The 11631-nt window shown below is 72.6% G+C and carries 12 protein-coding genes and 1 riboswitch; of the genes, 7 read left to right on the top strand and 5 right to left on the bottom strand.

Annotated features, from left to right (window positions below):
* Nucleotides 1-241: 241 nt before the first annotated feature.
* A complete protein-coding gene (locus AB0G74_RS31250) occupies nucleotides 242-970 on the top strand; it encodes a type II CAAX endopeptidase family protein (RefSeq protein ID WP_361153166.1) in 729 nt (242 codons plus the stop codon).
* A 68-nt stretch (nucleotides 971-1038) separates the two neighbouring features.
* On the opposite strand, the gene AB0G74_RS31255 is transcribed toward AB0G74_RS31250, so the two are convergent.
* Entirely contained in the window at nucleotides 1039-1872 is an 834-nt protein-coding gene (locus AB0G74_RS31255; RefSeq protein ID WP_361153141.1) for a PhzF family phenazine biosynthesis protein, read from the bottom strand.
* A gap of 226 nt (nucleotides 1873-2098) precedes the next feature.
* Here AB0G74_RS31255 and AB0G74_RS31260 point away from each other — a divergent pair, with 226 nt between their 5' ends.
* Complete coding sequence (locus AB0G74_RS31260; protein ID WP_358826002.1) at nucleotides 2099-2713, top strand: PadR family transcriptional regulator; 615 nt, start codon at nucleotides 2099-2101, stop codon at nucleotides 2711-2713.
* A gap of 166 nt (nucleotides 2714-2879) precedes the next feature.
* Here the strand turns inward: AB0G74_RS31260 and AB0G74_RS31265 are convergent, their stop codons facing one another.
* On the bottom strand, nucleotides 2880-3074 hold the full coding sequence (locus AB0G74_RS31265; RefSeq protein ID WP_358826003.1) for a hypothetical protein: 195 nt from the start codon (nucleotides 3072-3074) through the stop codon (nucleotides 2880-2882).
* 239 nt (nucleotides 3075-3313) lie between these two features.
* Between AB0G74_RS31265 and AB0G74_RS31270 the strand changes: the two genes are divergently transcribed.
* Nucleotides 3314-3835 (top strand): Clp protease N-terminal domain-containing protein, encoded by a 522-nt coding sequence (locus AB0G74_RS31270; protein ID WP_361153168.1) that lies wholly within the window; start codon nucleotides 3314-3316, stop codon nucleotides 3833-3835.
* Between the two features lie 111 nt (nucleotides 3836-3946).
* Entirely contained in the window at nucleotides 3947-4990 is a 1044-nt protein-coding gene (locus tag AB0G74_RS31275) for a DMT family transporter (protein WP_361153144.1), read from the top strand.
* Between the two features lie 30 nt (nucleotides 4991-5020).
* On the opposite strand, the gene AB0G74_RS31280 is transcribed toward AB0G74_RS31275, so the two are convergent.
* The gene (locus tag AB0G74_RS31280; protein ID WP_361153147.1) at nucleotides 5021-5743 is read right to left on the bottom strand and encodes a pyridoxamine 5'-phosphate oxidase family protein; all 723 of its coding nucleotides are present in this window, start codon (nucleotides 5741-5743) and stop codon (nucleotides 5021-5023) included.
* A 34-nt stretch (nucleotides 5744-5777) separates the two neighbouring features.
* Here AB0G74_RS31280 and AB0G74_RS31285 point away from each other — a divergent pair, with 34 nt between their 5' ends.
* Complete coding sequence (locus tag AB0G74_RS31285) at nucleotides 5778-7112, top strand: aminotransferase class I/II-fold pyridoxal phosphate-dependent enzyme (RefSeq protein ID WP_361153150.1); 1335 nt, start codon at nucleotides 5778-5780, stop codon at nucleotides 7110-7112.
* 113 nt (nucleotides 7113-7225) lie between these two features.
* Here AB0G74_RS31285 and AB0G74_RS31290 read toward each other — a convergent pair whose 3' ends face one another.
* On the bottom strand, nucleotides 7226-8329 hold the full coding sequence (locus AB0G74_RS31290; RefSeq protein WP_361153152.1) for a DMT family transporter: 1104 nt from the start codon (nucleotides 8327-8329) through the stop codon (nucleotides 7226-7228).
* Between the two features lie 74 nt (nucleotides 8330-8403).
* On the opposite strand from AB0G74_RS31290, the gene AB0G74_RS31295 reads away from it, so the two are divergent.
* Nucleotides 8404-9321, top strand: a complete 918-nt coding sequence (locus tag AB0G74_RS31295) for a LysR family transcriptional regulator (protein ID WP_361153155.1) — start codon at nucleotides 8404-8406, stop codon at nucleotides 9319-9321.
* Nucleotides 9322-9377: 56 nt separating this feature from the next.
* Here the strand turns inward: AB0G74_RS31295 and AB0G74_RS31300 are convergent, their stop codons facing one another.
* Nucleotides 9378-9980 carry a hypothetical protein gene (locus AB0G74_RS31300; protein ID WP_361153157.1) on the bottom strand — a complete coding sequence of 201 codons (603 nt, stop codon included), beginning with the start codon at nucleotides 9978-9980 and terminating at the stop codon, nucleotides 9378-9380.
* A gap of 173 nt (nucleotides 9981-10153) precedes the next feature.
* Nucleotides 10154-10220: riboswitch (guanidine-III (ykkC-III) riboswitch) on the top strand.
* Nucleotides 10221-10387: 167 nt separating this feature from the next.
* On the opposite strand from AB0G74_RS31300, the gene AB0G74_RS31305 reads away from it, so the two are divergent.
* Entirely contained in the window at nucleotides 10388-11518 is a 1131-nt protein-coding gene (locus tag AB0G74_RS31305; protein WP_361153160.1) for an agmatinase family protein, read from the top strand.
* The last annotated feature ends 113 nt before the right edge of the window (nucleotides 11519-11631 follow it).

An 11631-nucleotide genomic window follows, 5' to 3' on the forward strand; every position in this document is an offset into this window, starting at 1 on the left:
CCGTACCCCCGCCGGACCGGTCCCGGCCCTTCGCCGTGCGGGACTCTCCGCGGGTCGGGACCGGTGCCGCGGGCGGTGTCCGGACTTTCCTGTGATGGGATGAGCCGGGACAGCGGTACGCGGCCGACGGGAGGCAAGGGTGGCGACTGAGGCGGGACGGGTGGCCGGTTCCCTTCCCCCGGAAGGGCCGGGGGCGTGGCTCCGGGAGGGTGTGCTGTCCCGGAAGACGCTCCGCTCCGAGATGCTGCTGGTCCTCGCGCTCTCGCTGGGCGCGAGCGCGCTGTCGTCGCTGATCAGTTTTATCGGCGCGCTGACCCGGCCGGGCGGCCTCAACGAGCAGGCCGCCACGCTGAACGGCTCGTACGCTCCGGGGCGGCCCTGGCTGGATCTGGCCTGGCAGCTCTTCGGGATCGCGACGGCGCTGGTCCCGGTGGCGCTGGTGGCGCATCTGCTCACCCGTGAGGGCGTCGGCGGACTGCGGGCGATGGGCTTCGACCGGGGTCGCCCCTGGCCCGATCTGGGGCGGGGGACCCTGCTCGCGGCCGGGATCGGCAGCGCCGGTCTGGCCTTCTATCTGCTGGCCCGGGCGGCGGGGTTCAATCTGACCGTCGTCCCGGAGTCCCTGCCCGACGTGTGGTGGAAGTTCCCGGTACTCATCCTCTCCGCGATCCAGAACTCCGTGGTGGAGGAGGTGATCGTGGTCGGCTATCTGCTCCACCGGCTGGGGCAGTTGGGCTGGACCCCGACCGCCGCGCTGCTGGCGAGTTCGGTACTGCGCGGCTCGTACCACCTCTACCAGGGCATCGGCGGCTTCATCGGCAATGTGGTGATGGGCGTCGTCTTCGTGCTGCTGTACCGCAGGTGGGGGCGATTGGGTCCGCTGGTCGTCGCGCACGCGCTGCTCGACATCGTGGCGTTCATCGGCTACGCCCTGCTGGCGGGCAGGGTGGACTGGCTCCCCACGCCCTGACTGCGGCCCCTCCGGGCCGGATCCCGGGCCGGACCGGGCGCGACCCCTGGCGGGGCCGCGCTGGCGGGTCAGGGCGCGGCCAGCAGTTCGCCCTCGATGACCGTGACGGCGCTGCCGGTCAGCAGGGTCCGTTCGCCCCGCAGGGCCGTACGGACCAGGCCGGTCCTGGCCGAACCCTGGAGACCGGTCAGTTCGGTACGGCCGAGCCGCGCCGACCAGAAGGGGGCGAGGGCCGTATGGGCGCTCCCCGTCACCGGATCCTCGTCGATACCCGCGTTCGGGAAGAACGCGCGTGAGACGAAGTCGTAGCCGCGGCCGGGGTCCTCGGCCTCGGCCGTGACCACGAGTCCGCGCCGGGAGAGCCGGCCGACGGCCGCCAGATCGGGTTCCAGGGCGCGTACGGTCGCCTCGTCGGCGACCTCCACCAGCAGATCGCCGATCAGCTCGCCGGTGTCGTGGACCGAGACGGCGGGGGCGCCGATCGCCCGCTCGATGCCGTCCGGCAGTTCGGCCGGGAGCAGCGGCGAGGTCGGGAAGTCCATGGTGATCGTCCCGTCGTCGTGGACGGTGGCGGCGAGGACGCCGCAGCGGGCGGTGAACCGGACGGTGCCGGTCGCGAGTCCCGTCTCGCCCAGGACATGGGCGGTGGCCAGGGTGGCGTGCCCGCACATGTCGACCTCGGTGACGGGGGTGAACCAGCGCAGGGCCCAGTCCGTTTCCCCTTCCCCCCGTCCGCCGGGCAGCGGATGCGCGTAGGCGGTCTCGGAGAGATTGACCTCTGCGGCGACCCGCTGGAGCCAGTCGTCGGCGGGGAAGGCGTGGGCGTCCGGGAAGAGCACCACCCCGGCGGGGTTGCCCCCGAAGGGGTGCGGGGTGAAGGCGTCGACGATACGAATTTTCATGGGGCGACGGTACGGGCGGTGAGCGTCGCGTCACCAAGGCCAATCGGGGACGTCTGGCCCTGAAGGCGCGGAGCGGGGATATCACCGCGCGGGGCGGGGCGATGCCGGGTTCTCGGTGGCGTTGTGGCGGGCAGCCCGCCCCATTGCTTATCGGTTGCTTGTTCGGCGACGCATTCCGATATATCGTTGAAGTGTCGTGATGGATCAACGATGGAAGGAGTACGTGATGCGTCCGCAAGGAGACGACGAGTACGGCCGGGGGCAGTGCGGCGGACCCGGACATCGTGGCTGGGGCGGCTTCGAGGGGCGCCGGGGTGCCTTCGGGCAGTTCGGCCCGCCCTTCGGCGGACCGTTCGGGGGCCCCTTCGGCGGCGGTCGCGGCCGGGGCGGCGGCCGGGGAAGGGCCCGGCGCGGTGATGTGCGGGCCTCGATCCTGGCCCTGCTGAAGGACCGGCCGATGCACGGTTACGAGATGATCCAGGAGATCGGCGAGCGCAGCGGCGGGGCGTGGAAGCCCAGCCCCGGCTCGGTCTATCCGACCCTTCAGATGCTGGAGGACGAGGGTTTGATCGTCAGTGAGAGCGAGGGCGGCAAGAAGCTCTTCACTCTCACCGATACCGGGCGCGCCGAGGCCGAGTCGGGGCCGGAGGCCCCGTGGGAGGACGCCGGTCGCGGGGTCGACTGGGACACCGTCAACGAGATCCGGCAGGCGGGCTGGGGGCTGATGGAAGCCTTCGGGCAGGTCTGGAAGACCGGCAGCCCCGAGCAGCGCCAGAAGGCCCTCGAAGTGATCAACGAATCCCGGAAGAAGCTGTATCTCATCCTCGCCGACGAGCGCTGACGGCGATCGCGGCGGTCCCGGCCGTCGACCGGCCGGATGGTGAGGCGGTGGGCCCCGTACGCCGATGGCGGGGCCCGCCGCCGTTCGGTGTGCCTGACGGCCGGGGCTTCCTCGGGCGTCGGCCCGCCCGGCTGCCGCGGCCCTGTTCCGGCCGGGCCCCGGGGCCTCAGCGCCGCTCGGGCGCGGGGTGCCGCCAGATCCCGGCCGCGTCGAAGCGGTCGGACGCCCGGGGGTGCGGACCCTCGTCATGGCAGTGGAAGGCCGCCCAGAAGACGTCCGCGCGCAGCGCCGACGCCGGTGCGTACACCCGGTACACGTACTCCCGGCCGTCCGCGGCGGGCAGGGCGACCAACCAGAACATGCTTCCGGTGACGCGCCCGCACCGGGGCCGGTTGCTTGCCCGAGGCATCCGACCGGGGCGACGAGGGGCACAGGGGGGCGCACGGGCAAGGCGGCGCGCGAGCCCGGGACGGGATCGTTGTGATCTCATCCGTAAGGAGGAGAAATGCTCCGCCTGTACCCAACTTCTGCTGGATGGGCGAATAGGCCCGGACGGGGACGCTTTCCTCGCCCTTGCCTGATGGGGTGGGAGTTGTGCAGATCCCCGTCCCGCGACCGCTTCGGCGGTCAGCCGTCCCGCGAACCGTCGTCGACACCCGGCTGACCCCCGAACTCGCTTCGGTGGTGTCGGACGCGCGCCGCCGGGCCCTGCGGGTGGGGGACCGTCAGATCGATACCGCCCATCTGCTGCACTCCCTGCTCGAAGCCGACCCCGACGCCCGGGCGGTGTTGGGGCCCGGGACCCGGGTCGCCCGGGTGCTGGGCTATCTCGCCCAGCGCGCCATCGGCTACGGCCTGCGCTGGCGGGGCTCCGTCGAGGACTCCGGCGCGGTACCGGTCGTACGCCTGCCGGAGCCGAGGACCGTCGGCGGCGCCGGGACCTGGTCGCCCTCGGCCGCCGACGCCGTGGAAGGCGCGCTGGCCCGGGCGGCCCGGCGCGGCGCGGGCCGGGCCACCGGGGTCGATCTGCTCGAAGCCCTCGCCGCGGATCCGGAATGCCGGGCGATGGAGGTCCTGCGGCGGGCCGGGGCCGCGCCGGGCGCACCGGGCGTCGCGGGCTGACGAGGGCGACCGGGCGGCGCGGGCCGAGGCGGCCGAGGGCTCCCGCCCCCGTACCATCTCGACATGCGTCACAGGGTCGACGGTCATGACCCCTGCTGACATGATGTGCCGATGCAGGCGATCTCCGGGAGAAAAAGCGGCCTGGGCATCGCCCTGGTCTCCGCCGTCGCGTTCGGCGGTTCGGGTGTGGCGGCCAAGCCGCTGATCGAGGCGGGCCTGGACCCGCTGCACGTGGTCTGGCTCCGGGTCACCGGCGCCGCGCTGGTGATGCTGCCCTTCGCCTGGCGCCACCGCGACCTGGTCCGCCGCAAACCCGTACTGCTGCTCGGCTTCGGGCTGCTGGCCGTCGCCGGGGTGCAGGCGTTCTACTTCGCCTCCATCTCCCGGATCCCGGTCGGGGTCGCGCTCCTGGTCGAGTATCTCGGCCCGGCCCTGGTGCTGGGCTATATCCGGTTCGTCCAGCGGCGTCCGGTCACCCGCGCCGCCGCCGTCGGTGTCGTTCTCGCCGTCACCGGTCTGGCCTGTGTGGTCGAGGTCTGGTCCGGGCTCGGCTTCGATCTGCTGGGGCTGCTGCTCGCCCTGGGCGCTGCCTGCTGCCAGGCCTGCTACTTCATCCTCTCCGACCACGGCGGCGACGACGCCGGGAACCGGGCCGACCCGCTCGGGGTGATCGCGTACGGACTTCTCGTCGGCTCCGTCGCGCTGACGGTGGTGGCCCGGCCGTGGAACATGGACGCCGGACTGCTGGGCGACAGTGTCCTGATGGGCACGACTGAGGTGCCGGGCTGGCTACTGCTGGCCTGGGTCGTCCTGATCGCGACCGTGGTCGCCTACATCACCGGGGTGGTCTCGGTACGGTCCCTGTCGCCGCAGGTCGCGGGCGTGGTGGCCTGCCTGGAGGCGGTGGTCGCGACCGTCCTCGCCTGGGTACTGCTGCGCGAACATCTCTCCCTGCCGCAGATCATCGGCGGGGCGCTGGTACTGACGGGTGCGTTTATCGCCCAGTCGCAGGCCCCGAAAGCCCCTTCCGGACCTGTCGCCTCCGGGGACGGCCGGGGCGGGGAGGCCGGTACGCCCCTGCCCACCGCCGGAGGTACGGCGGTGGTGGCGCGGGGCGCCGAAGGCGAACTGTCCGCGGGCCGTTCCGGGGGCTGACGCGCCTCCGGCGAACGGCGCCTCCGTGGGTCAGAGACGGGCGAGATAGCCGGGCAGCGGTACCGAGGGCGCCAGGTCGTCCGCGGGGACGGGCGTGCCGTACCGGTGGTGCACCGGTACGACCCCCGTCCAGTACGGCAGCTCCACGTCCTCCGGTTCGTCGCCGGGACCGCCGGAGCGGATCTTCGCCGACACCTCGGCCAGTTCGAGCCGGAGGACGGCCGTCGCCGCGGCCTCCTTGGGGTTCGCCGGACGCGAGTCCGCCGACCGGCCGGGCACCACATGGTCGACCAGGGCGTCGAGCGCCGCCGCCTTCTCCGCCGGGTCGGTGACCTGGTGGGCGACGCCCTGCACCACGACCGACCGGTAGTTGATCGAGTGGTGGAACGCCGAACGGGCCAGGACCAGGCCGTCGACATGGGTGACCGTCAGGCAGACCGGCAGGCCCGGGTCCGCTTCCCCCGCCATCCGCAGCGGCCGTGAGCCCGTCGAGCCGTGGACGTAGAGCCGGTCCCCGACCCGGGCGTAGAGGGTCGGCAGGACGACCGGCCGGCCGTCGCGGACGAAGCCGAGGTGGCAGACGTACGCCGCGTCGAGTATCGCGTGGACGGTGTCGTGGTCGTACGCCGCGCGCTCGCGGAGCCGGGTCGGGACGGTCCGCCCGGTGGGCTCGTAGGCGGTCGGCTCGGCGGTGGCGGCGGAAGCGGTGGCGGCCGGGGTTGTCGACGAAGTGGTGGCCGAGGTGTCCGACATGACAACTCCATTGCACTAGTGCATAATCTGGTTTGTGCTAGGAGAGTATCGGATCACGGGGCGGGGCGCATCGGAGATCGCCGCCAGCGTCGAACGCGGAGTCGCCGACGGCTCCCTGGAGCCCGGCCGTCCGCTGCCGCCGCTGCGGGAGCTGGCGGGCGAACTGGGGGTGAACCCGAATACGGTCGCCGCCGCCTACCGGACCCTGCGCGAGCGGGGCATCATCGAGACGGCCGGACGGCGGGGGAGCCGGATCAGGGCCCGGCCCGTCAGCACGGCGCGCGGCGCGATCCGGGTGGACGCGCCGCCCGGTGTACGGGACGTCAGTCACGGCAACCCCGATCCGGCGCTGCTGCCCCCGCTCGCGGACGTACTCGCCGCGGCCGCCCGCCGGCAGCGGCGGGTCCCGGAACTCGGGCTCTACTCGGGCCCCACCGTCGAGCCCGAGTTCGCCCGGCTGGCCCGGGCCGCCCTGGACGCCGACGGAGTGCCGCCCGGCCCGATCGCCGTGACCTCGGGCTCACTCGACGCCGTCGAACGCGTACTCGCCGCGCATCTGCGCCCCGGTGACCAGGTCGCGGTCGAGGACCCGGGCTGGGGCAGCCTGCTCGACCTGGTACCGGCGCTCGGACTGCGGCCGGTCGCCGTGGCGGTCGACGACGAGGGGCCGCTCCCCGAAGCGGCGGCCCGGGCGCTGGCCGGGGGAGCGCGGGCGATCGTCGTCACCGACCGGGCGCAGAACCCGACGGGCGGCGCGGTGGGCCCGGCCCGGGCCCGGGAACTGCGGGACGTACTCCGTGGCTTCCCGCGCACCCTGCTGATCGAGGACGACCACGGCCACGGCATCGTGGACCTGCCCCTGCATCCGCTGGCCGGGACCACCGACCACTGGGCGCTGGTCCGTTCCACGGCGAAGGCGTACGGCCCCGATCTGCGGACCGCCGTCCTCACCGGTGACGAAACCACCGTGGACCGGGTCACGGGACGGCAGTTCGTCGGCCCCGGCTGGGTGAGCCGGCTACTCCAGTCCGCCGTCGCCCGGCTGTGGGCCGAGCGCGCCGTCGACCCCGCCGCCGTCGCCGGGGCGTACGGCGAGCGGCGCGACGCCCTGATCACCGCCCTCGGGCGGCGCGGGGTCGCGGCCCACGGCCGCAGCGGGATGAACGTCTGGGTGCCGGTCGGGGACGAGACCGGGACCGTGGCCCGGCTGCTGCACTCCGGCTGGGCGGCCTCGCCGGGCGCCCGGTTCCGGATCTCGGCGCCGCCGGGCATCCGGCTGACCGTCTCCGGGCTGACCGGTGCCGAGATCGACGCGCTCGCCGCCGCCGTCGCCGGGGCGATGGAACCGGCGCGGCGGAGTTACGGCTGAGCGGCGGGGCGCCGCGCCCGTACGCCCGCCGCCCCGCGACCACGCAGCGCCGTCACCCGCCGGTCCGGCCCGGGCCTTCGAAGCCCCGGTCCGGTCCCGTACGCCTTCTCCGGTCAGTGGGCCCGGCTGCCGTCACCGGCCCCGCAGGCTGCGGGTGCGGGAACGGGCGCCGGGGCGGTGGTCACCGGGGATTCCCCGGCGGGATCCGGTCCCGGCGCGGCGTCCGTACCGCCGTCGGCCAGGGCGGTCGGGGCCGTGGCGACCGGGGCCACGGCCACCGGGGGTCTGGGGCGCGACTGGCTCAGCGCCGCCCCCGCGATGATGATCAGGGCGCCCACCGGGGTACTCCAACTCAGCCGTTCACCGAGGACCGTCACCCCGGCGATCGTCGCGATGACCGGGGTGAAGTAGGTGACCATCTGTGCCGTCGTCGGGCCGACCTCGGCGACCAGCCCGTACTGGACGAGCATAGCGAGACCGGTGGCCAGCGCCCCCAGGGCGGCTATCGACAGCAGCGGCACCACGGGGAACGAGGTCGGGATCGTGGTGAACAGCGGGGTGACGACGGCGAGCTGGACCGTGGCGACCGACAACTGGGCGGTCGTCAGGGACAGGTTCGAATGGGAGCTTCCGGCCAGGGTGCGGCGGACGTAGATCCAGCCGATCGGATAGCTCAGGGACGCCAGCAGCGCGAAAGCCGTACCGGTGGGCTCGATACCGGAGAAGCCCTGCCACGCGCCGAGCACGGTGAGCACCCCGAGGAAGCCGAGCCCCAACCCGGCGACCTTGCGCCGGGTCGGCCGGTCCTCCGAGAGCGCGACCAGCGACAGCACCATCCCCCAGAGCGGCGAGGTCGCGTTGCAGATCGCCGCCAGCGCCGAGGGGATCGTCTCCTGGGAGTACGCGAACAGGGAGAACGGCAGCGCGTTCAGCAGAAACGCCGCCACCGTCAGATGCAGCCAGGTCCGGCCGCCGCGCGGCAGCCCCTCGCGCCGGAACGCCAGGGCGACGGCGAGCACCGCCGTACCGAACAGCAGCCTGCCGAAGGTGACCTGGAACGGCGCGTATCCCTGGACGCCGACCTTGGTCAGCAGAAAGCTCAGGCCCCAGATCACGGAGAGAAAGGCGAAGCCGATACGCCAGTCGAGCCCGGAACGACGGGCGGTGGCCGTGGCGGGGACGGACGGGGCGGCGGGCGCCCGGGAGACGGTGGTCATGACGTCCACTGTCACTCCCGAAACTTCGTAGCACAAGTGAGATTTTCTTAGCTGAATGGATTAGCATTGCTTATATGTTGAATCTGGAGCGCCTGCGGACCCTGGACGCCCTCGCCCGGCACGGCTCGGTGAGCGCCGCGGCCGACGGACTGCATGTCACGACCTCGGCCGTCTCCCAGCAGCTGTCCAAGCTGGAGCGGGAGGTGGGTCAGCAACTGCTGGCCAAGAACGGCCGGGGTGTACGGCTCACCGACGCGGGCCGACTGCTGGCGGACCATGCCGCGCGCATCCTCTCCCAGGTCGAACTGGCTCAGGCCGACATCGAGGCACAGCGGGGCCAGGTGGTCGGCGAGGTACGGGTGGCCGCCTTCCCCACGGCGGCCCGCGGGCTCTTCCCCGGCATGCTCGCGGCGCTCCGCTCCGGCCATCCCGATCTGCGGGTACGGACCCGTGAGGTGGAGCCGGAAGGCGGTATCAGCGGGGTCATCCGGGGCGATGACGACCTGGCCGTGGTCCTCGACTGGAGCAATAAGCGGCTGCCCGTCCCCGGCGGGCTGGCGCAGGCCAGGCTGCTGGACGACCCGCCCGATATCGCGATGCCCGCCGGGCATCCGCTGGCGGACCGGGCCGAGGTCGACCTGGAGGACTTCGCGGACGACGACTGGGTGTCGTGGCCCGAGGGCGAGTTCTGTCACGAGTGGCTGACCTTCACCCTGCGCTCGCGCGGTATCGAGCCCCGGATCCCGCATCTCGCGGGGGAGCACCACACCCAGCTCGCCCTGATCGCCGCCGGGTTCGGGGTCTGTGTCACGCCCCGCCTGGGGCGCGGACCCGTACCGGAGGGTGTGGTGCTCGTGCCCGTACGGCAGCGGGTCCTGCGGCATGTCTACGCGGTGTGGCGTGTCGACGCGGACCGGCGGCCGTCGATCCGGGCCACCGTACGGGCGCTGACCGACGTCGCGGCGGGTCCGGCGGCGGGCGGCCCGGCGTAGACCGGGGCGAGTGCGCCGGCCGGTCGGGTCGGCCCGGGGCGGTCGGCGCTTCGGATTCAGCCCGGCGCGGGCGCCTCGTACCAGGCCAGGAAGTCGCGTACGGCCTCCGGCGGATTGGCCGCCTCGGTGGCCTCCACCTCCCAGCCCGGGGAGTACATGTCGAAGACCACGACCGGCAGCGGACGGCCGAAGATCCGCTCGATCCGGCCCTCCGCGTGCAGCCGCCGGGCCACCCCGACACAGGCCGAGGCGAAGTGCTCCCGGAGGAGTTCGCGCCGGGTCTCCCGGGCGTCGCCGGGCGCGCCGCCCTCCGGCGCCTCGTCCCCGAACCACAGACCGAGCCGCCGGACCTCCGCCGTGTACAGCCGGGAACCCACCGGATCCTCGGGCACGTTTCCCAGCGTCTCGAAGCCGTCCAGGCGCCAGTACGCGTAGTTCCAGCGGGCCTCGCCGGGATCCGTGCGCAGAGTCTCCCGCTCGTACCGGCTCTCCGTGTTGTAACCGATGGCGACATAGGGGCGGCGGTCGTCGTCGTCCGTCCGCCAGATCCGGAAGGAGAGGGCGTAGATCTCCGCCCGCAGCTCCGCCGGGAAGCGCGCCAGGACGCCCGTCGCCGCGTCCAGGAGATGGGCCGAGAAGCCCTCGTGATGGTCCGTCACCCCGGCGCTCCTCCGATCCGGATCCCTGGCCGCCCGGATGCCGGTATCAACCCCCGGGCCGGTCACGGGCACTGTATGGCACCCCGTTCCGGGGCATCGGACCGGTCCCCGGAATCCAGCGGTCCGGGCCCCGGCCCCATCCCGGACCGCCGGATTCCGGTGCTACAGTGCCGAACAGGTGCTACCAGAGCATCTGCCGACGAGGGTGGCCGTACCGGTTCCGCGTAAAGACGGCCTCGTTGGAGGCTGAAATGCCGAAAACGCCCGATCCCCTTGAGCGCGACGACGCCGGCGCGGCGGGAAGCGACTCACATCGTCATCAGCATCACCACGGCCCTTCGGGCCACTCCCACCGTTCTGAGCACGGACACTCGCACAGCGGACATTCGCACAGCGACGCCTTCGCCGTGAAGGAAGGCAAGTGGGCACAGCTCGCCGAGGAGAGGATCTCGCTCTTCCGGCACGACGAAGAGATCCAGCGGGGCCTGGCCCATGGGTTGCAGGGTTCACCGACCCTGGTCGACCGGACGATTCCCACCTTCTCCCGCGGTGAACTGCCGCACTTCGCCGGTGAACGGGGCACCTTCCTCAAGAGCCCGTTCCTGGAGGACGTCAACCAGATCGAGGACGCCGAGGTCGCCGTCTTCGGGGCGCCCCTCGACTCCGGCGCCACCTACCGGCCCGGCGCCCGGTTCGGCCCGCAGGGCATCCGCCGGTCGACCAATCTCTTCGGCACCTACTGCTTCGAACTCGGCGTCGATCTGCGTGAGCAGCTCAATATGGTCGACATCGGAGACGTCTTCACCATCCCCGGCAACCTGGAGAAGTCCTTCGACCAGATCAGCCAAGCGATGGCCCATGTCTACCAACGGGGAGTGTTCCCGGTCATCCTCGGCGGCGACCACTCCATCGGCTATCCCACCATCCGCGGAATGGCCCCGTACGTCGACGGCAATATCGGGATCATCCACTTCGACCGGCATGTGGACACCCAGGAGACCGATCTCGACGAACGCATGCACACCACCCCGTGGTTCCACGCCACGAACATCAAGAACGCCCCCGCGACCAATCTGGTCCAGGTCGGTACCGGCGGCTGGCAGGCGCCGCGCGCCGGGGTCAAGGTCGGCCGGGAACGCGGCACCACGGTGATCACGGTGGGCGACATCGAACGGGTCGGTATCGACAAGGTCGCCGAGATCGCCCTGGAGACGGCGTGGAAGGGCGCCAAAGCGGTCTATCTCTCCTTCGACATCGACGTCATCGACGCGGGCTTCGTCCCCGGCACCGGCTGGCCCGAACCCGGCGGGCTGCTGCCGCGCGAAGCCCTCAACCTCATCCGGAAGATCTCGGCCCCCGGTCTCGCCGGACTGGAGGTCGTGGAGTGCGCGCCGCCGTACGACTGGGCCGAACAGACGGCACTGCTCAGCTCCCGGGTGATCCTGGACTCCCTGGCCGTCCTGGTCCGCGAGGGCCACCTGGGGAAGAAGGCGGCGGTCCGGGACCGCCACGCGTGGGGGCCGCGAACGGCGGCCTGACGACTCTCGACGTGCCGGCACCACGGCCTATGTGCTGGACGGTGCCCTGCGGCCCGCGCCCGACGGCACGGCCGGGGAGCTGTATCTGGCGGGCGCCGGTGAGGCGCGGGGCT

It is taken from the genome of Streptomyces sp. NPDC020875 (genome assembly GCF_040641415.1).
Taxonomy (GTDB): Bacteria; Actinomycetota; Actinomycetes; order Streptomycetales; family Streptomycetaceae; genus Streptomyces.